Below are 24,395 nucleotides of genomic sequence, written 5' to 3'. Positions count from 1 at the left end.
GGCAAAGGCGGCATCACAGTGAGCTGGAACAAGGTATCCACAGCGACAGGCTACCGTGTTTACAGAAAGGAAGCCGGAGGCAGTTGGAAGGGTCTTGGCAACGTGACATCCAATGCAACAACCACTTATACAGATCAGAATGTAATAGCGGGCAAGAGCTATACTTACACGATCCGTGCGTATAAGGAATACGAAGGTAAGAATTATCAGGGTGATTATGATAAGACAGGAAAGACAGCGACAGTGACAAGCCTTCAGGGAACAGTGAAACTGCTGGAAGCAACTGCTGAATCGGGAAGAGAGATCACAGTGACATGGGAGAAGGCCGAAGACTGCGACGGATATATTGTTTACAGAAAATCCGGAAGCGGAAGTTGGTCTCGATTAACCAAGGTCACAGACAAGAAGGATAGCAGCTATACCGATGGCAGCGGTACAGCCGGAACAACTTACACATACACTGTCAGAGCATATAAGAACATCAATGGAAAAGAAGCGATGGGAGGCTTTGATCGTAAGGGTGTTACTGCACAGTGTAAGAATTAAAAAATTAAGCTATATTAAAAATGAAGTAGCATAAAAAATCCCCGAAGCTGCCAGAAAAGTATCCGTGGCAGCTTCGAGGATTTTTTCTATAATTATGAGGAAAAATCTATGAAAAAATGTAAAAAGGGAATAGCGCTCATATTAGTGGCTGCAATGATGATGAGCCAGACGGTATATGGGCAGGAAATAAGTCAGACTTCATCTGGGGGATTTGAGAGTGCTGCAGATAATCAGAGTGTTGAAGAGACAATGGAAGTAGATGCAGATGGTGAGGATGTCGCTGAAGAAACGGAGATTTCAGAGAAAATAATAACAGAAGCAGTAGAGACCGAAGAAAAATTAGCGACAGAAAATGAGACATTTGTAGATGGCGGAAGCTGCGGAGAAAATTTAATGTGGGGCATAACAGAGTATAACGTATTGAAAATTTACGGTTCTGGAAAGATGACGGATTATTTTTCGCTTAATCAAAGTACGCCATGGTATAACTATCATTATGATATTACGGCAATAGAAATTGCAGAAGGTGTTGCTTCATTGTCTATGAAGTGTTTTCAGGATATGTTCTCTTTAGAGAAGATTTATTTTAATACAAACATGATGGAAAATGAGCAGTCTAAAAATTTTTTTTCAATTAGTGGTGCATGGGATTGTGAATTGATTATAGGAGATAGTGTTACCAAAATTGCACCGCATTTATTTGAAGGAGCTAGTTGTATAAAAAAAATAACCTTTGATAATCCACAGAAATGCACAGAGATAGGGGACTATGCATTTGCGGACTGCCATAATATAGAAGAGATGGTAATGCCGGAGGGCGTTATATCTATAGGTGCACATGCGTTTGATGGATGCAGTGGTATAACGAAGTTAACAATTCCGAGTGGTGCTGAGGCAATTGGTGATTATGCATTCGATAGTTGTACAGAACTTTTGCTGCTGTTTGAAGCGAAAGCATTGCCTTCAGAATTAGGAGATCATTGGAGTGGTGATGCTGCGGTATGCGTGGATCCTGTTCGCTTTGGAACAACAGATTATGGGCAGGAATATTGGGTTGCTGGAGATAACACCGTTCATGTTTGGAAATATAAAGGCGAAGCTAAGGAAGTCATTATTCCAAGCCAGATTGAAGGAATGCCTGTTGTAAAAATTGAACCAAATTCATTTTCAGGTCAATCTATAACGAGTGTTACGATTCCGGAAACAATAACAGAAATCGGAAGATCTGCGTTTGATGGATGTGATGAGTTGGTGGAGATTCATTACAATGCTGTTAATGTGGAAGATCTTGAAGAATCAAATTTTGTATTTTATCGGGTAGGAAGAGATTCTGAAGTAAATGTTATTTTCGGGGCAAAGGTTGAGAGAATACCGGCAAATTTGTTTATGCCATATGCTGGTTCGGGAAGGTGGGGAAACTATGACAAAACAGACTGTACCCCTGCCCTTAAGAGTGTCACCTTTGAAGAAAATAGTGTATGTAAAAGTATAGGTCAGAGAGCGTTTGGTTATTGTGAAACATTGGAAAAAATTGTAATTCCTGAGAGTGTTGTAGAATTTGGTAAAGATGCATTTTATGTATGTACGGGTTTGGAAACAGCAGGACCAGCAGGCGGTGGATATAATTACGAATTTGAGTGGACAGAAGCAATTCCGGATTATGCATTTTCTGATTACGTTATTAGTTATGCAGGAAAAGAGCTGAATAGTATAACATTACCAGATACAATTCAGAGAATCGGTGCACATGCATTTGAAAAAACCTATACGACAGACTTGACTCTCCCGGAAAGTGTTACAGAAATTGGTGAGTATGCTTTTGCAAACTGCCGGAATTTCAATGTTGCACTTCCGGATGGAATTAGTGAAATAGGAGAGGGTGCTTTTTACAATTCTGAAAATATTGATATACAATTTCCTGCTAGTTTAACAGTCATCAAAGATAAGGTTTATGGAAAGCATAGTGGAAGTAGTATAGAAATACCTGAAAATATTAAGTCCATTGGAGATGAGTCTTTTGGTAATTTTAGTGAGATAACAATTTCAAAAAATCTTACACATATAGGCAAAACATTTACGAGTGGACTAAGAACAATTCATTATAATGGTACAGAAAAAGACAGAGAAAAAATGACATATCCATCGTCGTGGGATAAAGTAGAGTGGAATTATTCAGAAGAACCCGATGATGAAAAAGATTATGATGAAAGCGTACGCTTTTTTGAGAAGTGGGATGCTGAGACTCAGACTGCATATTTCGATAAAATGGATCTTCTGGGCAGCCGTGTAGGCGAGGAATCCGATACATCATTTATTAATGATGTGGATAAGCTGGTTGGTCATTATGTACTCGTGGAAACGAAGAAGAGGGATGATAATCTTGTAGATTCTGATACATTGATCAGTATACGTCCGGTTGACAGCAAAATAGGAATTGTGGAATCTGTGGATTCAAATAAGATTGTTATTGGTGACGAGACTTATTCTTCATCGGAATGGCTCGATGATTTTGTAGATTATGAGGGTGAAGAAGTCCTTTATCATATTTATGAAGGAAAATTAAAGGAAATCGAGATACTGCAGACAGGAACAGGAGAGCTGACCTATTGGAATACAGATAACAGGAAAATAAAGATTAAATCCGAAAGTTATCTCAGTAGTCTTGCTGATGCTGAAACCATCAAATTCCTTGGAAAAACAAAATTTACCAATGTTTCTGTACAATATACATATGATGATCTGGGATTTATTTATCATGTATCGGACTATGTGCCGTCTGGTGAAGTGAGTTATTATGATACTTATGTGCCGCCAACAAAAGAAGAAAGTATTTTGCTGAAATATGCTGCTGAATGGAATAAAGCATATGATAATTATGTTCAGGCTTTAAAGGATGCCTTTGACAAAATGGCCGGTATGGATGAAGAAAAGAAGGAAGCTATCATAACAGCTGAAGCTCAAAGAATGCAGAAAAATGACAAAGAGTCAAGCAGCAAGTATCTGACGGGAAATCTTGGACAGTATTCATTATATGCCTATAAAGGTCTGGCGGAGTTCTTTTATGACAATACCTCTACCAAAATGGGTGTTGGTATTTCTGATGTTTCAGGTACATTCAGTGGTGCACAGTTGGTCAACAATATATTGAAAGCTTGTTATAACAGTTCAAAGGAATATGATTATGATAATGTGAAAGTATCCATTTCCGTATTTACGGCAGGCAGTGCAAGATTTGGTGACCTGAAATACACGGTCTATGATAAAAACGGTAAGCAGATAGAACAGAGAACGGTTGCTGTGTGTTCAACAATAGAAGAGTGTGAAGCGAGCATTAAATCATATGTGGATGAATTAAAAGATCTGGCGACGACTTCTGCTTATAATGTTGCCAGTGCAGTCTATACGGATATTCTGGGGAAACCATTATCTACACTTTCTAAGGATTATTTAAATAAAACTGCAGGAATAATCGAGAGAAGGCTTGCTGTATCTTTATCGGAAAAATTCAAAGTGGCAGGTGTAGGTGATATCATTAAAGATTTGGATGAATGCTACACTTATTATACGTGGATTACAAAAACGATTAATCAAGGTAAATATGATAATATCGTTGATGCAACGAAAAATATAACTTCACTTGAATTTAAGGATACGACAATTAAAGATGCAGCTGCCAAAAAGGCTTATTCAGTATTAAAGTCAGCAACAAATAAATTGACAAAAAAATGTGAAGGCTATATAGCGGGAACAGTTACAGGAGATTCAAAATGCGCATTCAAAGTGAAATTTAAATGCCCGGTCAATGTTGAAGTGTATAATTCAGATGGAGAAAAGATTGGCTATGTGGACGAAACAGACGTCTGGTATACAGATGATCTGGAAATCACAGATCTGGGCGGGGCAAAAGAAGTTTGCATTTTGAATGGTGATCTTCCAACTTTTAAAGTTACAAGTTATGATTATGGAAAGCTGGATTGTACAATCGAGGAGTACAATGAAAACTATGAGCCTGTGAGCAGATTAAATTACTACGATATCGATTTGAATACGCAGAGCGAATTTGAAATTGTCATGAAGAATGATCTGGCCTCAAACAAAGAAAATCTGGCGATTACATCAGATGGCAATGAAATTTATGCAGACGAATGTGTATCTGTAGATGATAAGGCCGGTGTAGAAGTTATATGTACACCGACAACAGATGATGGCTCAGAAGGCGGAGAAATATCCGGTGCAGGTATGTACATACGTGGTGATGAAGTAGTACTGTCTGCAAATACATATGAAGGTTACTATTTTACCGGCTGGTATCAGGGAGAAGAACTGTTAAGTGTCGATAGCAGCTATGAATTTACAGCACGTGAAGATGCAGATATTGAAGCGAGATTTATTCATGATGAATTCATTTATATTCAGGCTGAAGCAGAAGACGGAGGTTATGTCATCGGATCAGGACGTTATCTTACCGGCGAGAAGGCTGTATTGACAGCAGTTCCAGATGAGAATGCCATATTTATGGGATGGTACAATGGTGATGAAAAAGTATCTGATGATGCGGAATATGAATTTGATGTGTCAGAGGATATAACGTTAACTGCCCACTTCAAGCAGCAGGAAACTTTGGAAAAAGTTGAGTTAATAAAGGCGGCAGATACTGGAAAAGCGGAGATTGAGGTGTCGTGGAAAGCTGTAGAAGGGGCAGAAGGCTACCGTATTTACAGAAAATTTACAGGCGGAAACTGGAAACAGCTGGCAGAAGTTGAAGCCGATCAGCTCAGTTATGTAGACAGTTCGGGAGTAACCGGAAAGCTGTATAGTTATACAGTCCAGGCCTTTAAAATGGCAGATGGAAAGGAAATAGCCGGAGAATATGATAAGACAGGAGTCAGTGCGACAAAACTCCCAGCAGCGGTTGTATTAAAGGAAGCCAAGAGTAATGAAAAAGACGGTATTGATATCAGCTGGAATAAGGTATCTAATGCAGATGGTTATCGTGTCTATAGAAAAGAGAATGGAGGAAGCTGGGCGCGAATTGCAGACATAGAATCCAATACAAAGGTTATGTATACAGACAAGACCGCAAACACAGGAAGAACGTATTATTATACTGTCAGGGCATATAAAGTCTATGAAGGAAATGCGGTATTGGGTGGGTATGACAACCATGGTGTAACGGCAGTGTTTAAGGATACCATCAAAACACTTGAAACTGTTGTTCTCGACAAGACCGCAGACAGCGGAAAAGGCAGTATCATCGTCAGCTGGAAATCAGTAGAAGGTGCTGAAGGCTACCGTGTTTACAAGAAGTTTGCAGGAAGCAGCTGGCAGAAAGTAACAGATGTGACTTCAGACAAACTGAGCTATGAGGATGGTTCCGGTGTAACAGGAAAGACCTATATTTATACAGTCCGCGCATTCAAGCATGTGGACGGCAAGGAAGTTCTTGGCGGATTTGACAGCAAGGGATTGACAGCGACAAAACTGCCTGCAAAGGTAACTTTGAGAGAAGCTAAGGATAATGGAAAAGGCGGCATTACAGTGAGCTGGAACAAGTTATCCACAGCGACAGGCTACCGTGTTTACAGAAAAGAAGCAGGAGGCAGCTGGAAGGGACTTGAAAACGTGACATCCAATGCGACAACTATTTATACAGACCAGAATGTAACAGCGGGCAAGAGTTATACATATACCGTCCGTGCATATAAGGAATATGAGGGCAAGAGTCATCAGGGTGATTACGACAAGACCGGAAAAACAGCGACAGTGACAAGTCTTCATGGAACCGTAAAACTGCTGGGAGCAACAGCAGGAGCAGGAAGAAAGATCACAGTGACATGGGAGAAGGTAGGAGACTGCGACGGATATATCCTTTACAGAAAATTCGGAAGCGGAAACTGGTCCAGACTGACCAAGACCACAGACAAGAATGTCAGCAGCTATACCGATGGTAGCGGTACAGCCGGAACAACTTACACATACACTGTCAGAGCTTACAAGACCATCAATGGAAAAGAAGCAATGGGTGGGTTTGACAGCAAAGGTGTCAGCGCAAAGTGTAAGAATTAATATATCGATGAACTAAAATTAGGCATTATGTTAAAAAAGTGCAGATTACGACAAATAATCTGCACTTTTTGCATCAGTAAAAGGTTTGTAAAAATAATATGTTACACTGAAGCTGTGCTTGCTATGGCAAATAAAAAGCAAAGGAGAAGAGTTTATGAAGAAAAGAAAATTCGTTGCTGTCGTTATGGCGTTCAGCATGCTTCTTGGACAAACGGTCTATGCACAGGAATATACAACGCTAGCAGAGACAGATGAAGTTTTGGAAACAGAAGCAGATGAGATACCAATGACGGAAGAAACTGTATCTGCAGAAACGGAGACGACAGTTGAGGAAGAAACAGAAACTGCTGTGCAGGATCTGGATGACAGTGCAATTGAAATGGCAGAAGAATTGCAGGTAGGGAAAAATTCAGTTGAGATTGCAGAAGGCGGTAACGAAAAAGTGTTGGCATATACACCAAGTGAAAGTGGTGTATATGGCTTTTACTCAACCGGAAGTGAAGACACCTATGCATCTCTTTACGACAGTGATGAGAATTGCTTGATGTCAAATGATGATGGTGGGGAAAATTATAATTTTAAAATTATATGTTCCTTAGAAGGTGGAAAGACTTATTATTTAGCTGTTAAATATTTGAATGACTCATTAACAGGTAGCATTGATGTGTATGTAAAAACAGATATGGATCGATGTGGGGAGAATGCTAAGTGGTCACTGGATCACGATGAGACATTAACTATTAAAGGTGAAGGTGCATTATATGATTATGAGGATGTCAGTGATACACCATGGTATAGACAGACAATCAAAAAAGTCATTATAGAAGAAGGAATTACAGCATTGAATGGATGCGAATTTGACTCTTGTTCTAATCTGACTATGATTCAGTTGCCTTCAACCTTAAAGGAAATCCCAAGAAGATTTTTGTATCAATGTACTGCATTAAAGGAAGTTAATATCCCTGATGGTGTGGAAAAGATTGATGAAAATGCTTTTTGGTATTGTAAAGCTTTGGCTAAAGCTGTAATTCCAGAGAGTGTGAAAGAAATTAAAGACAGCGCATTCGATGAAGTTTCTGATTGATTTTATATCGTGGGAGTAAAAGGTTCTGCTGCGGAAACTTTTGCAAATGGCAGAGGTATTACTTTTGTCGATGCAGTTAACCCGGTTATTTCTTTAGATTTATGTTCGGCATCTTTGGCAGAAAAATATATTGTGTATGATGGTGAACCAAAGACTCCGGCTGTTAAGGTGATTGATGGAGATACGGAACTGGTGGACGGTGAAGATTACACACTCACATATCGCAGTAATACGGATATTGGTACAGCTTCTGTAACAATCAAGGGAAATGGAACGACATATGCCGGGGAAAAGACACTGGAGTTTGAGATTGTGAATCCATCTAATACATTAGCGATGGGCAATAATTTTGTAGATATTCACGCGGAAGATGGTGAATGCGGACTTGATTTTATCCCGGAAGAAGATGGTTATTATCGTTTTTATATTGACACATCCAGCATTGATATTTTTGATTTGGAAAGCTCAATGAATTCTCGTGCCTACAGTGATTATCAGGGCTATCCGATAGTTATGGAAACAGCAGCAAAAGTTTCTGCTGGAGAACAGTATAACATTACGATTTCTAATCTGAGAAGAGATGAAGTTGTAAAAATTGTTTGTGAAAAATTAGAGACTTCGGGAGAGGTTAATGGTGTGTCGTGGAATTATAGTGAGGATAAAGTACTCACAGTGAATGGCACTGATTTGACACAGGCAAAAGAAGAATATTATCCATGGAATACTTTTAAGGATGAAGCAGAGAAGCTTGTTATAGGGGATCAGGTAAAAGTTATTCCAACGAGAGCATTTGAGTATTTCAGAACATTGAATAGTGTAGAATTACCGGATGGATTGACAGAAATTCAGGAAGGTGCGTTTTCAGATAATACAAGTTTGACATCCATATCTTTTCCGAATTCATTAAAAACTATCGGATGGTATGCTTTTTGGAATTGTGGTATGCATCATGTCACCATACCGGAAACAGTTGAAACTGTTGGTGATTATTCTTTTGGATATGCTGATGGCGGAGAGTTAATATCTAATTTCTATATCATTGGAGCCAAGGGTTCATCCGCAGAAGAATATGCTGCTTCAAAGGGATTTACATTTATTGATGTAGCTCATCCGGAAATCCCTTTGGATTTATGTTCTGTTTCAGTAGAAGAGAAGCGTGTGGCTTATGATGGTACACCAAAAACACCTGCCATTACAGTGATGGACGGCACAAAACTGATAGAAGGACAAGATTATGAAGTCAGCTATCAGAATAATAAGGAAGTAGGAACTGCTTCAGTAACTGTTAAAGGTATAGGAAACTACTCTGGTGAAAAGACATTGGAATTTGAAGTTGTTCAAGTCACTGACAAATTGAGTCTCGGTGAAAACTATATTGAGATTGATACAGAGAATGGAAAAAATCAAACAGATTTTACTCCGGAAGAGGACGGTTATTATCGTTTTAAAGTTGAAAAAGGAGCAGAGGGTCACTACTGGATTGATGCCGGGTTTGAGTCCAATAGAAATTATAATGATAATTGGACAATTATAACAGCCACATCAGAACTTTCGGCGCAAGAATTATACCGGTTTGATTTCTCTTATGATAATCCTTCAGGGGATAACCCAATTAAGCAGATTATCAAAGTAGTTGTTGATAATCTGGAAAATTCTGGGGAAATCAATGGTGTATCATGGAGTTACAGTGATGATGGTGTACTGAAAATTGATGGAGAAGATCTGACGCAAGCCCAAGAGGATGGTATTTATCCATGGGAGCGTTTCAAAGATGATTCTGTTAAGATTATTATTGGCAATCAGGTTAAGGAAATTCCAAATGGTATGTTCAGTGGTTTTAAGAATGCAGAATGTGTAGAATTACCAACAGGGTTAGAATCAATAGAAAGTTGTGCTTTTGAATATTGTGAGAAACTTGATTCTATAGAATTGCCTGAAACGTTAAAATCAATTGGATATGCCGCATTCAGGGGATGCAACTTTAGAAAGATGGAGATTCCTGAGTCCGTAGAGAAAATTGATGAGTATGCAGTTGGTTATGACAGCTATGATACGCAGATAGAGAAATTTTATATCATTGGTAAAATCGGAACAGCAGCCGAGAAATATGCGTCAGATAATAATCTGATTTTTATTGATTTAGATGCTTCAACAATTCCAATTGATGCTTGCAACATATCAGTACAAAAAGTAGTTATTTTTGATGGACAGGCAGCAATACCGTCTGTAGAAGTATCTTTTGATCTCGTAAAATTGGAAGAAGGTATAGACTACACATTAACTTACAAAGATAACATGGAAGTTGGAACAGGGCGTGTTATCATTACTGGAATTGGCCGTTATACGGGTTCTGCTGAGTATCGATTTAACATTAAAGAGCAGAAGAACTGGAATAAGACAATGACGCCGGGAAATATATGGCTTTCTGAATCAAATTATAGCTATAATGCAGATGATGAAAAAGAATATGACTGGATTGCATCGGATCTGGATAATATCACGGTAGACAGCAGTGATCAGGCAGTATGTACAGTAACAAATATCACAACAAATAAGAGTGACCAGGATCAGACGATTGATTTTAAAGTACATGCTATTAAACTGGGAAAAGCGGATATTCATATTAAGGATGCTGATGGAACAACTTTATTTGAATATCACATTACTGTTATAGAACAGCCGGCAAATGCGGTTGTATTTGAAGATCCTGTGTTACAGTCAGAGATGGTGAGCAGATACGATAAAGATGCAAACGGTTATTTAACAGAAGATGAGTTAACAACTGCGGACGGATATCTGTGGGTGAGCTGCGTATGGCATGATGATCAGGTTCAGAGTTTGAATGGATTGGAAAGCTTTAATAATATTGAAAGACTTAGTGTGGGAGAGTGCTACGAAATCAGTGACTTTTCGGTATTTAAGCAATTAAACAATTTAAGAAGATTGTACATAGACGGATGCAAGAAAATTGATGATTTCGAATGGCTTTCGGAATGTAAAAAGTTAAATTTGCTTCAGGGGGAATTTGAGGAGATAGGCTGTTTGAAGGGCCTGGAAAATTTGAAATATTTCAGTTCTTTAAGCATTAATGCAAAAAAAGTTGATTCATGGGATGGCTTAGAAAAATTAACAAATTTGACATCGTTACAGCTTCCAGGTACTGGATTTACGGATGCTTCGTTGTTAAGCAAAATGCAAAAATTAAGACTTCTTGATTTAAGTAATAATGATGAGTTTACGGATATTCAGGCATTAGCTGATTTAAAAAGTTTAAGATGTTTAGAGCTTGATAATACGGGGGTTTCTGATGAAGAAAAGTGGAATTTTCAGGAGATTCCAGATGAAATAAGTGGCCTTCCCGGTGATAAGATGCCGATTTTAAAATATTATTTTTTAATTGACATTGAAACAGATATTCTTGATGGTGCAGAATATATTTCGGAACTAGAAGGTGACTATGCTGAGACAACACTTCTGAAGCAGGGGACAGCCAAGATTCATGTTACTTATACAAAAGAATTAAGCAAAGACGTTGTCGTTAAGGTAAATTCGCCAAAGGATCAGACATTGGGGGATAACTATCAGGGAAATGTGGAAATTAAGAAAGCAGATTTGGAAAAAAATGAAAATTCTGAAATTTCAGAAGACAAGGCGTATTTGCTTGATAGTAACGGTACATTATGGAGCACGAATCCGGAAGTTAAGAAAATTCAGGAGAATGTAAAACTGTATATTGCTGACAGTGTATATAAACCATCTGAAATAGATTATTGGCCAATTGATACATATTTAGGTTATTATGTAGACAATGACAATACACTTTGGACAGTAGAGCATCAGAAGATTGCTGAAAATATTGCAGAAGCGGGTCCTGGTGGTGCTATAGATAATAAAGGCAATTTTTATGATCTTCATGCGGATGATCCTAAGCCAATTGCGAATGTTACAAAGTGGCAATCTGGTTCAGGTTTTACGATGATTTTGAAATCTGATGGGTCTGTATGGGGAAGAAGCGGCTATGAAGAGAATGGAGTATTCAGTAAACTGAGTGATAATGTCATTGATATTGTACGGTGGGATTCTAATAGCGGCGGTTATCTAAAATCAGATGGAACGATTGTTAGTATAAGATATTCCAAATCAAGTTGTGATACAGAAGAATATCATGTGGATGCATCAGCGTTTGGTTCATATGAAAGATCCTATTATGATGAGAATGGATATTTTTATTTGCTGGATGATGATCGTTGTGTGTGGAATGTAAAGGTAAAAGATATCTTAAATGTCGGTGCATTTAATCTTGTTTTATCAGAAGATAATACACTTTATCTGACGGAAGACTGGGGAAATGATCTGATAAAAGTTGATTCAGGGGTAAGTCTGTTGAATCGTGATTATCGTGATGGGATAGAAACTTCATGGCAGTACAAAAAGCAGAATGGCAAGTATTACAGAGTATCAGATGACCAGTCTGTAAATGAGATGTCACAGGTAAGGATCAAAAATATTGATGAGTACTCTTTATACACAACTTATGATAACCATGAACAGGCTCTTGTGAAGTATGATACAGTATTTCTTGACCATGTAGTAGATATCTGGACAGATCAGGATAAGACATATGCCCTCCGTACAGATGGTTCTGTATGGGATGTAACGAATGCACCAACGAAGTTGGGAAGTCTTGCCAGAGAGAAACATGAACATACAATTGTCACAGATGCTGCGGTTGCAGCAACCACTGAAAAACCGGGCAAAACAGAAGGCAGTCACTGTTCTGAGTGTGGAGAAGTTCTCACAGCCCAGAAAGACACGGTTGTTACCACGCCTTTGAACGCTACAAAAGCAGATGATAAAGGGGGCGTTGATGTCAGCTGGAAGAAAGTCAGTTATGCAGATGGCTATCTTGTTTACAGAAAGAGCGGAAAGGAAAGTTGGAAGCGTGCAGCAGAATTAAAGAGTGCAGATGACAACAGCTGGACAGATACAACAGGTACAATCGGAACAGCCTATACTTATACAGTTCGTGCCTATATGAATTCCGATGGAGAAAATATTCTGGGCGGATTCGACAGTAAGGGCGTAACTGCAACGGTTCTTCCTGCAACAGTTGTCTTAAAGAAAGCAGAAGATAATGGAAAGAAAGGCATTGATGTAACCTGGGAGAAGGTTTCCGGTGCGACAGGTTACCGTATCTACAGAAAGACATCCGGAAGCAGCTGGAAGGGGCTCACTAATGTAACATCCGATACTACAACAAGTTATACAGACAGCTCAGTTATAGCTGGAATTACTTACTTCTATACAGTCCGTGCTTATAAGACCGTTAACGGCAGTGATGTCTATGGCGGATTTGATAATACAGGTGTGAGTGCATCTGTAAAGTCAGAGAGCCAGAACCTTGGAGCTGTTGTTCTCGATAAGACAGCAGACAGCGGAAAGGGCAGCATCATCGTCAGCTGGAAATCAGTAGAAGGTGCTGAAGGCTACCGTGTTTACAAGAAGTTTGCAGGAAGCAGCTGGCAGAAAGTAACAGATGTGACTTCAGACAAACTGAGCTATGAGGATGGTTCCGGTGTAACAGGAAAGACCTATATTTATACAGTCCGCGCATTCAAGCATGTGGACGGCAAGGAAGTTCTTGGCGGATTTGACAGCAAGGGATTGACAGCGACAAAACTGCCTGCAAAGGTAACTTTGAGAGAAGCTAAGGATAATGGAAAAGGCGGCATTACAGTGAGCTGGAACAAGGTATCCACAGCGACAGGCTACCGCGTCTATAGAAAGGAAGCCGGAGGAAGCTGGAAGGGACTTGAAAACGTGGCATCCAATGCGACAACTACTTATACAGACCAGAATGTAACAGCGGGCAAGAGTTATGTATACACAATTCGTGCGTATAAGGAATATGAAGGTAAGAGCTATTTTGGTGATTACGATAAGACAGGAAAGACGGCAGTAGTGACAAGTCTTCAGGAAATAGTGAAGCTGCTGGCCGCAACCGCCGAATCGGGACGAAAAATCACAGTGACATGGAAGAAGGCCGGAAACTGCGATGGATATATCCTTTACAGAAAATCCGGAAGCGGAAGCTGGTCCAGACTGATCAAGATCACAGACAAGAATGTCAGCAGCTATACTGATGGCAGCGGTACAGCCGGAACAACTTACACATACACTGTCAGAGCTTACAAGACCATCAATGGAAAAGAAGCAATGGGTGGGTTTGACAGCAAAGGTGTCAGCGCAAAGTGTAAGAATTAATAGATTACTTGATTCAATGCAGATATTTTTTTAGAAAAGTGCAGGTTATCACAGATAATCTGCACTTTTGCGTTAACTTTCAATATACTTAGGTTTGGCTGTTTACGTTTGCAAAGAGAAAGAAAGTAATATAAATTTTAGAATTTTTGTGTTGCAAAGCGAACATTTCCATAATAGAATAAAGGTAGAAAAAGATTGCATTGAGTAGTAATAGGCAGAAAGAAGAACAGCCATACTAATAAAGACGAGGAGGTGTTTATATGGCAACTTCTAGTATTACGAAGAATTTTATCATATCCGGTCAGAAGCAGGTAGAGATGTTTGTCAATGCGATAGAGAGTTCTGCCAATAATCGCCCGGTACGCACTCTGGTATCTGCAAGACAGATAAAAGGAGAGGCAGAGTTAAGAAAATTCATGGAAAAGAGGAAGAAAGCGAATGTCGGTCAGAGATAATTATACGATGATTAACATTCGTGAGTATTTAGCTTTAGGAGCGGATGAAGAGGTCGGAGAGCCTGCACTTGTCAGATTGCTCTCCGATTTTTCATGTCCAAAGAATCCGGATGTTGAACATTTTTTGAAGAAAAGCGCAATAGAGTTTACCAAAAAGAATCAGTCGGTTACATATTTGGTCTTTTCAAATGATGAAGGAGAACTAATAGGTTATTTTAGTATAGCCTTGAAGTCATTGACAGTGAGAGGCGAAACAGTAAGCAATACCGTAAAAAGAAAATTGCTACGAATCAGTGAGTTGGATGAAAAGTCACAGACATATACTATGTCAGCTTATTTAATTGCGTAGCTTGGCAAAAACTTTGCTGGTGGTCGAAACAATAGAATTACCGGAGCAGAGATGTTGGAACTGGCATGGTCGGTGGTCGAAGAAATGCAGTATATGGGTGGAGGAATGGTGGTATTTCTGGAAGCGAATAATGATCGGAAACTGTTGAAATATTATAACGATAATAGATTTTCGCAATTTGATACCAGACAAACCACTTCAAAGGAGCAAGAGTCACATGAACTGGTGCAGTTACTCAGACTGCTTTAATTAAATATTTTATTTCTTGATTCAATGTAGTCATTATTTATAAAAAGTGCAGATTATTACAAATAATCTGCACTTTTTGCGTTGGTAAAAATGATGTAAAAAACCTATGGTAAACTGATTTTATGAACATATGTAACAATTTTTGTATACGTATTAGAATTGTACATATTAAATTAGTAGAGAATATGGAGAGAAAAGCTTATGAAAAAAAGAAAATTTGTTGCATCTGTAATGGTGTTCAGTATGCTTCTTGGGCAGACGGCCTATGCACAGGAAATGGTGATGCCGGTTGAGTCGGCAGAAGCTTTGGAAGCGGAACAGGAAATAGAAGTATCGGAAGTTTCGGTGGAAGAAACAGATGTAATCGAAGAGACAGAAGAAATAAATACGATTGGAGAGAACGAAGAAACAGAGAACATTGAAGACACGGAGTCTGCTGAAGTACTGACATCGGAAGATTCTGAAAATTATTCTGTGCTTCAGGAAGGAAAAAATTCTCTTGAAGTTACGGAAGGTGGACAGAAAGCCATTGGTTCTTTTAGTCCTGAAGAAAGCAGAGAATATGTTTTTGCTTTTATAAGTGAAAATAATATCCTAGGTTCCTATGAAGTTGAAGCGGAGCTTTATGATAGTGAAATGAATTTACTGGCTAGTGAGAATAATATTAACACCAGTGATGATTTTAAATTTACTTATACATTAGAAGCCGGACAAACTTATTATATTTCAGTTAAATATAATTTTGATTGGAATACAGGAACTGTTGATTTTGGTGTTTTTAGGGTAGCAGATAATGTAACTTGGTCAGTGGATGAAGAGGGGACATTGACAATCCAGGGTGATGGTGCACTGGAGGACTACGATGGACAGGAACCTTGGGCGGGTGAGACAATTAAGAAATTGGTTATCGGGGAAGGTATTACTGATTTAAGTGATAATACTTTTTCTAATAGTGACATAACATCTGTTAGTCTGCCTTCAGGGTTAATGAAAATTCCGAAAAGTTGTTTTAACTCTTGTTATTATTTGGAAGAAATTAATATACCAGAGAGTATAGAAAAAATCGGTAGTTATGCATTCTCTGGCTGCAGTGCACTGAGAAAAATCGTTATTCCTGACAGTGTAACAAATTTTGGAGAATCTGTTTTTCCAAGTGTAAATGTATCTGAGTATTTTTGTATTGTGGGAGTCAAGGGTTCAGCAGCAGAAACCTATGCAGATGAGAATGATATTTCCTTTGTAGATATTGATAATCCTGTGTTTTCTCTGGACAGATGTCAGATTTCACTGAAACATACAATTGTAGAATATGATGGTACAGAAAAGAAACCTGAAGTAATCATTATGGATGGCAGACAGAAACTTGCAGAGGGTGAGGACTATACCATTGTATATAAAGATAATGTAGAGATTGGTACCGGACGGGCGATTATTACAGGAATCGGACATTATGAAGGAACAGCAGAATGCACTTTTGATATTAAGGAAAGAAAGCTGTATGAGAAAAATATGATCATTGGCAATTCATGGTATGAGACAAAAAACTATGATTATGACGCTGATTGGAATCGTGAATATCGATGGATTGCAGCTAATTTAAATAATATTACAGTAGAGAGTGATGATCCATCAGTTTGTGAAGCAGTAGATTACGAGATTCAGGAAGATAATTATAATACTATACCGGAACAAAAAATTACATTAAAATTACATGCTTTAAAAACAGGAGCAGCAATGATTTATGTGAAAGACAGTGATGGAACAGTCCTTTTTGAAACACAGGTTCATGTTGTTGAAACACCGGAAAATGCGGTGATATTTGAAGATCCGGTTTTGCAAATGGAAATGACAGATAGCTATGACCGTGATAAAAACGGTTATCTGACAGAAGATGAGATACCAAGTTATGACTATTTGTCACTAAAATGTGTGTATCATGGAGAGTATGTTCAGAGCTTGGATGGCTTGGATAAAATGGAAAAAGTTACAAGTCTTGATTTACAGGACTGCAATGAAGTTAGAAATTTCTCGGCCGTAAATCAGATGTCAAAACTGGAAAGTTTGCATATCAGTAATGCTGAGATGGAGAGCATGGAGTGGCTTCAGGCAAGAGAAGTATTACGGAGTTTAACATTAACAAAATGTGCAGTTGATTCCTGGAAGGGTCTGGAAAAGATGACCGATTTAGAGAGTTTAACGCTTAATCATGTCGGTTTTTCATCTGCTGAAGTATTAAGTGACATGCAAAATTTGAAAACGCTTGATTTGAGTTATAATGAAGAATTTACAGATATTCAGTCTTTATCAGCATTAAAGAGTCTAAATTGTTTGAAACTTGATAATACAGGTATTACAGATGAGGAAAAGTGGAATTTTGAAGCCATTCCGGATGAGGTAACATTAAACCAGGGCGATACATATAAGGTTTTGAAATATTCGTGGCTGATTGATGTAGAGACAAGCATTGTGGATGGTGATGGCGTCGTTGGTGATGGATATTATCGTAATGAATTTGATGCGCTGGAACCGGGAACAGCTAAAATACATGTTAGTTACACAGATCAGCTGAATAAGGATGTAATCATCCATGTAACAGACGAAGTACATGAACATACGGTTGTAACAGATGAAGCAGTAACAGCAACAACAGATCATCCGGGTAAAACAGAAGGAAGTCACTGCTCGGAGTGTGGAGAAGTACTTACCGCCCAGAAAGATACGGTTGTTACCACTCCTTTGAACGCTGCAAAAGTAGATGATAAAGGCGGCATTGATGTCAGCTGGAAGAAAGTCAGCTATGCAGATGGCTATCTTGTTTACAGAAAGAGTGGAAAAGAAAGCTGGAAACGTGTAACCGAATTAAAGAGTGCGGATGACAACAGCTGGACAGATACAACAGGTACAATCGGAACAGCTTATACTTACACAGTCCGTGCTTATATGAATTCTAATGGGGAAAATATTCTGGGTGGATTTGACAGCAAGGGTGTCACTGCAACCGTCCTTCCTGCAACTGTTGTCTTAAAGAAGGCAGCAGATAACGGAAAGAAAGGCATCAATGTGACCTGGGAAAAGGTTTCAGGTGCCACAGGTTACCGTATCTACAGAAAGACATCCGGAGGCAGTTGGAAAGGTCTCACTAATGTAACATCTGATACGACAACAAGCTATACAGACAGCTCAGTTACAGCTGGAACTACTTACATCTATACAGTCCGTGCCTACAAAACAGTCAATGGCAGTGATGTCTACGGTGGATTCGATAATACAGGCGTGAGTGCATCCGTGAAGGCAGAGAGCCAGAGCCTTGGAACAGTTGTTCTTGATAAGACAGCAGACAGCGGAAAAGGCAGCATCATCGTCCGCTGGAAAGCAGTAGAAGGTGCAGAAGGTTACCGTGTTTACAAGAAGTTTACAGGAAGCAGCTGGCAGAAAGTAACAGACGTAGCTTCTGACAAGCTGAGTTATGATGACGGTTCCGGCGTAACAGGAAAGACCTATACTTATACCGTCCGTGCATTCAAGCATGTGGATGGCAAGGAAGTCCTTGGCGGATTTGACAGCAAGGGATTGACAGCGACAAAACTGCCTGCGAAAGTAACCTTGAAAGCAGCTAAGGACAATGGCAAAGGCGGTATCACAGTGAGCTGGAACAAAGTATCCACAGCGACAGGCTATCGTGTTTACAGAAAAGAAGCCGGAGGCAGTTGGAAGGGTCTTGGCAACGTGACATCCAATGCAACAACCACTTATACAGATCAGAATGTAACAGCGGGCAAGAGCTATACTTACACGATCCGTGCGTATAAGGAATACGAAGGCAAGAATTATCAGGGTGATTATGATAAGACAGGAAAGACAGCAACAGTGACAAGCCTTCAGGGAACCGTGAAACTGCTGGGAGCAACCGCCGAATCGGGAAGAAAGATCACAGTGACATGGGAGAAGGCAGAAGACTGCGACGGATATATTGTTTACAGAAAATCCGGAAGCGGAAGTTGGTCTCGATTAACCAAGGTTATAGACAAGAATGCCAGTAGCTATACCGATGGCAGCGGTACGGCCGGAACAACTTACACATATACTATCAGAGCTTACAAGACCATCAATGGAAAAGAGGAAAGGGGAGGCTTTGACAGCCAAGGTGTTAGCGCAGAGTGTAAAGAGTAAAGGAAAGCTAATAGCAGCAGAGTAAGTAAAAACTGAATTTCCGGAACTGTCATGGTAAATGGCAGGGCTATGACAGTTTCGGGGTTTTTATTATACAGGAGAAGGAATATTTGTATGATAAAAACTGTCTAAAGAAGAGGTAGAGGTTATGAAAAAAGGAAAAAAGTGGCTGGCAGCCATATTAGTGGCTATCATGACTATCAGTCAGGCGGCGTATGGGCAGGAAATCATTCCGCAAACAATAGAATCTGAGAGTGAAATTGCAGATACAGCGGATATAATTGAAACAGAAACTGAGACTGAATCAGAAATGACGGAAGAAACTGTGGAAAGCAGTGAACAAACCGAAAAATTGGAAGGCGAGACATCAGAAGAAGAGTCAGAAATATGGGAAACTGAGACGGAGAATTTAAAGGCCGAGGAATATGTTTATGGTGCTTTTACGTATACGATTTCGGATATGGATGCAACGATAACGAAATATACCGGAACAGCCAGTAGTGTAGTTGTTCCGGATAATATAAACGGATATAAAGTAAAGTCGATTGGCAGTGAAGCATTCGCAGGATGCAGTTCATTGAAGGAGTTGACACTGCCTGAAAGTGTGGAATATATCGGCTCATATATCATCAGAGGGACCGAAATAGAAAGCATTGTAGTACCAAAGAGCGTGACAAACTGTGGAAATGAAGCCTTATCAGGAGCAACAAAGCTGAAAAAAGTTGTTTTTGAGGAGGGAATAGAGACAATACCGGATAATATACTGGACAGCAGTAATTATCAAAACCAGATAGAAGAAATTGTGATACCGAAAACAGTAACAAGGGTAGGCGATTATGCATTCCGCGGAAGCAAACATTTGAAAAAGGTGACATTTACAGAGAATCTGGAAGTGGATGAAGATGGGAAAAAGCAGGAAGTAATAATATCCATTGGAGCATTTGTTGACTGCATTGCACTAGACACAGTGGAATTAAGTGAAAATGTAGTTAGTATATATAATGATGCTTTTTCAGGCTGCAGTTCATTAACAGAACTGATATTGCCTGAGAGTGTAGAGTTTATCAGTTCATATTTTATCAGAGGAACGGGAATAGAAAGTATTGTTGTACCAAAGAGTGTGACAAACTGTGGAAATGAAGCCTTATCGGGAGCAACAAAGCTGAAAAAAGTTGTTTTTGAGGAGGGAATAGAGACAATACCGGATAATATACTGGACAGCAGTAATTATCAAAACCAGATAGAAGAAATTGTGATACCGAAAACAGTAACAAGGGTAGGCGATTATGCATTCCGCGGAAGCAAACATTTGAAAAAGGTGACATTTACAGAGAATCTGGAAGTGGATGAAGATGGGAAAAAGCAGGAAGTAATAATATCCATTGGAGCATTTGTTGACTGCATTGCACTAGACACAGTGGAATTAAGTGAAAATGTAGTTAGTATATATAATGATGCTTTTTCAGGCTGCAGTTCATTAACAGAACTGATATTGCCTGAGAGTGTAGAGTTTATCAGTTCATATTTTATCAGAGGAACGGGAATAGAAAGCATTATTGTACCAAAGAGTTTAAAAAGCTGCGGAAATGAAGCCTTATCTGGAGCAGAGAAAATGAAAACAGTGATCTTTGAGGATGGAATAAAGTCAATTCCGGATAATATATTGGATTGCCGTAATTATCAAAGCCCTGTAGAAAAAGTGGTAATCCCAGGAACAGTAACAAGTATAGGAACTGATGCCTTTTATAAATGTGACAAGATGACTATCTATGGTTTAAAAGGTTCATACGCAGAGAAATATGCGAACAGCAATAATATTCCTTTTGCAGATATTACTGCTTTTCAGGATGATCTGTATAAAACAGCTGATTATACTGTAAAAGTTATTGACGCAACAACGGGACATACCATTTCTTATGCGAAAATTAATATAAGTGGAGATGAAGAGCAGGAATTTACGGCGGATAAAGGCGGAATAGTGCATGTTACGCTTTACAGTACTATGTCAAAACACATTGTGGTCAGCAAAGATGGCTATGAATCGAAAACGTTTTCAAGCTGGCCTTGGAGTTCGGATACAATTAATACGGTAAGGCTTCAGAAGAAGCAAAGTGGCAAAGAAGAAATTATATCGATGACACCGCAGATTTCAATGTCCGGCGATAAATTAAAAGGTCCGGAGATTAAAATTCTCGGCAATACATTTAATCTGTTTGAGACAGATGTATCATTTAATCTGCCTATTTTTGATAACATGGTTATCAAAGAAGATCCGGATAATAAGACATATAAAGTTTTAGTTGGTTTTAATGACAAAGCCAGTGCAAAGCTTGAAGCAGCAAATGCAGATGATACATATTGGAGTGATTCGTATCAGCAGGTAAAGAGTCTTGTTAAAAGCTGCGGCGGAAAAGTGGATACACCAAAACTTTGGAATAGATTCAGTTCGATCAGAGGTCAATTGAAGGATATTCAGGGAACGGCGGCAATTCGTGTTGGCGGTAAGGCAACAGGATTTATTGAACTTAGTTATGCCAGCGGAAAACTGGAGATTATTGATAGTGGTCTTGTTGCAATGATGAATGCAGGAGTGACGTTGAAGGCACCGTTATTCTGGTGTGTTTATGAGGAGTTTGGACTGGATGGAGAGATATCTGGACAATTAAACTTTAAGCCTTCGTCAGAAAAGCAATTTATGATGTCTGGTAACATTGGACTGGCATTAACGCCATCTATGGCATTGGGAGTAGGAGCATCAGCGGTATTTGATATCAAAGGTGGTATAGAAGGTGCATTAGCTGGTAAATTATCATTTCCGGCACAGTCGATGAAAGAATCATTGAATGTCACAATGAGCGGAAAATTGTTTATGAAGACAAGCAGCCCGGTTTCAGTGCTGTGCTACTCTAAGAATTGGGACTTAGGAACTCTGGAGTTGTATCCTGATTTTGGGGCATATCTTGAGGCTTCGGATTGGAAACTGGCAGTAGATGACCGAGTGGTACCAAAAGAAGGAGAAGCTTATGAGTATGCGAATCCTCAGATGGTATCTTTGAATGATGGCCGGAAGGTTAAAGTGTATATTGCGGATGATGGAACAAAGTCTACAGGCAATCATACGACATTGATGTATCAGGTTTATGATAATGGCACATGGTCATCTGCGAAAGCAGTGTGTGAAACAGGAAGAGCTGATTCAACACCGGTATTATATGCTTATGGAAATAAAGCATATGTTGCCTGGTTAAATATCAATAAAGTGATTAGCAGTGATACATCAGCAGAAGATATTTATGCCAATACGGATCTGTATTTTGCTGAATTTAGCGGAACTGCTTTTGGAGAACCGGAATTGGTGCCGGATACAGGCAATCAGAAACTGGAGTTCAATTATGCGGAGACAGCGGATGAGAATGGACAAGTTATTGCCTGGGTAGAGAATAGCAAGAATGATCCGTTTATGCAGGATGGTGCAAATACAATTTATGTGAAAACAAGAACCGGAAATGGATGGAGTGAAAAACAGAAACTCTGTACAACAAAGGATACAATATTAAATTTGGAAGTTCTTTTGAATGATGGTCAGGTGACAGCATATTATTCAGATGGAACTTGGAATTATTCTGTATCCGGTAGTACAGTCTCAAATGTAGGAGAAGGCAGTAATACAAAAATTTTTAACGGAAGGCTGTTTTATCTGGAAAATGGTACACTTCATGAGAAAACTGCTGAAGAAACAGTAGACTATGGTGTTGCATGCGGTTCAAATTATCAGATTATGGATGATACTGTTTACTGGACAGTATCAACAGGATATACAAGTGAACTGTATATGCAGAAACTTGGTACTTCTGAAGCATTGCAGCTGACATATGATAATGCTTATATTAGTAGTTTTACTCTGACCAAAGACAGTTCTGGTCAGGTGATGATAGAATATGTTTCAACAGAAGTTGATGCATCGAATACATCATCACCTTATGGAAAGAGTTATATGAAGAGTATAACGGGAACGGAAGTTTATGATCTTGCATGCGAAGGGATTTCTTATGATGCGGTAGATATACAACCGGGGACAGAGGCTGAATTTAAGGTACAGATTGCAAACTATTCATCTGTGAAGGTTAACAATATCAAGATGCGTGTTACAGGAAAGAATAATACTGCTATTTTGAATGATGTGGTCATAGATAGTCTGGAGGCAGGAAAGAGTCAGGAAGTATCTTTTAAGTATACACTGCCATCCTCTATATCAGGTCTGACGTTAAAGGCAGAAGTTTATGCCGATGGTATTGAAGAGGCAAAAGAGGACAACAACAGCGACACATGTACCTTTGACAGTACAGATCTTCAGGTTGTAACGGTAGACAAAGATGAAGTTGTTATTAAGAACAACGGTTACATAACGGCAGAAGATGTGAAAGTCAGTGTATATGAAGGCGGAAGCAATGGCACATTGGTGGATGAGCAGTCCATTGGATCACTGGCGAGCGGCAAGAGTGTCACACAGAACATTTATAATATTGATAAGTATCTTGATTTTGAAACTTATGAAGATACAAAAGTATTTTTGATTCGTGTGACAAGCAGCACGGATGAAGCACTGCTTGCGGATAATGATTATCTGCTTCAGATTGAACCTCCGCATGTAACAGGGGTGTCCCTTGAAAAGGCTGCAATGACACTGGCAAAGGGCAAAAAGGCTCAATTGAATGTGGATATATCTGCCGAAATAGATGCAGATACATCTGTTTTCTGGAATTCTTCAGACAAAGATATTGTTACTGTTGACGATCAGGGAAATGTAACGGCAGTTGATGTTGGAACAGCGATAATTACGGTTATGACATTGGATGGCGGTTACAGTGCAGACTGTGAAGTAACAGTTACAGAAGCACGTGAGACACTGACAACAGTGGAATTAATCAGTGCAAAAGCTGGTGATAAAGGTGATATTTTTATAAGTTGGAAAGCAGTGGAAGGCGCAGAGGGTTATCTTGTCTACAGAAAGAGTGGAAAAGAAAGCTGGAAGCGTGTGGCTGAATTAAAGAGTGCAGATGATAACAGCTGGACAGATACAACAGGTACAATCGGAACAGCTTATACTTACACAGTCCGTGCGTATATGAATTCTGATGGAGAAAATATTTTGGGCGGATTTGACAGTAAGGGTGTGACAGCAACGGTCCTTCCTACAACAGTTGTCTTAAAG

General features: G+C 39.2%; 9 protein-coding genes. All 9 read left to right on the top strand.

Features of this window, described 5'->3' with window-relative positions; genetic code table 11:
• On the top strand, window positions 1–546 hold a 546-nt coding region (locus tag HED67_RS01370; RefSeq protein ID WP_331467081.1), incomplete at its 5' end, for a fibronectin type III domain-containing protein.
• A gap of 108 nt (window positions 547–654) precedes the next feature.
• Window positions 655–6,612, top strand: coding sequence for a leucine-rich repeat protein (locus HED67_RS01365; RefSeq protein ID WP_221717301.1), 5,958 nt, complete (start codon window positions 655–657; stop codon window positions 6,610–6,612).
• A 154-nt stretch (window positions 6,613–6,766) separates the two neighbouring features.
• Window positions 6,767–7,696 (top strand): leucine-rich repeat domain-containing protein, encoded by a 930-nt coding sequence (locus HED67_RS01360; RefSeq protein WP_221717300.1) that lies wholly within the window; start codon window positions 6,767–6,769, stop codon window positions 7,694–7,696.
• A 9-nt stretch (window positions 7,697–7,705) separates the two neighbouring features.
• On the top strand, window positions 7,706–13,960 hold the full coding sequence (locus HED67_RS01355; protein ID WP_221717299.1) for a leucine-rich repeat protein: 6,255 nt from the start codon (window positions 7,706–7,708) through the stop codon (window positions 13,958–13,960).
• 260 nt (window positions 13,961–14,220) lie between these two features.
• Window positions 14,221–14,415 (top strand): hypothetical protein, encoded by a 195-nt coding sequence (locus tag HED67_RS01350; protein WP_221717298.1) that lies wholly within the window; start codon window positions 14,221–14,223, stop codon window positions 14,413–14,415.
• Window positions 14,399–14,764, top strand: a complete 366-nt coding sequence (locus HED67_RS17325) for a hypothetical protein (protein WP_330656632.1) — start codon at window positions 14,399–14,401, stop codon at window positions 14,762–14,764. Before HED67_RS01350 ends, HED67_RS17325 begins: the two co-directional genes overlap by 17 nt.
• 51 nt (window positions 14,765–14,815) lie before the next feature.
• Window positions 14,816–15,013, top strand: coding sequence for a hypothetical protein (locus tag HED67_RS17320; protein WP_330656633.1), 198 nt, complete (start codon window positions 14,816–14,818; stop codon window positions 15,011–15,013).
• A 201-nt stretch (window positions 15,014–15,214) separates the two neighbouring features.
• Window positions 15,215–19,183, top strand: a complete 3,969-nt coding sequence (locus HED67_RS01340) for a leucine-rich repeat protein (protein WP_221717297.1) — start codon at window positions 15,215–15,217, stop codon at window positions 19,181–19,183.
• Between the two features lie 148 nt (window positions 19,184–19,331).
• The coding region (locus tag HED67_RS01335; protein WP_221717296.1) for a leucine-rich repeat protein at window positions 19,332–24,395 on the top strand (5,064 nt) is incomplete at its 3' end.

The sequence above is a fragment of the Pseudocoprococcus catus genome, assembly GCF_019734885.1.
In the GTDB taxonomy this organism is placed as follows: domain Bacteria; phylum Bacillota; class Clostridia; order Lachnospirales; family Lachnospiraceae; genus Coprococcus_A; species Coprococcus_A catus.
This window is presented reverse-complemented; position numbering and strand designations above follow the sequence as displayed.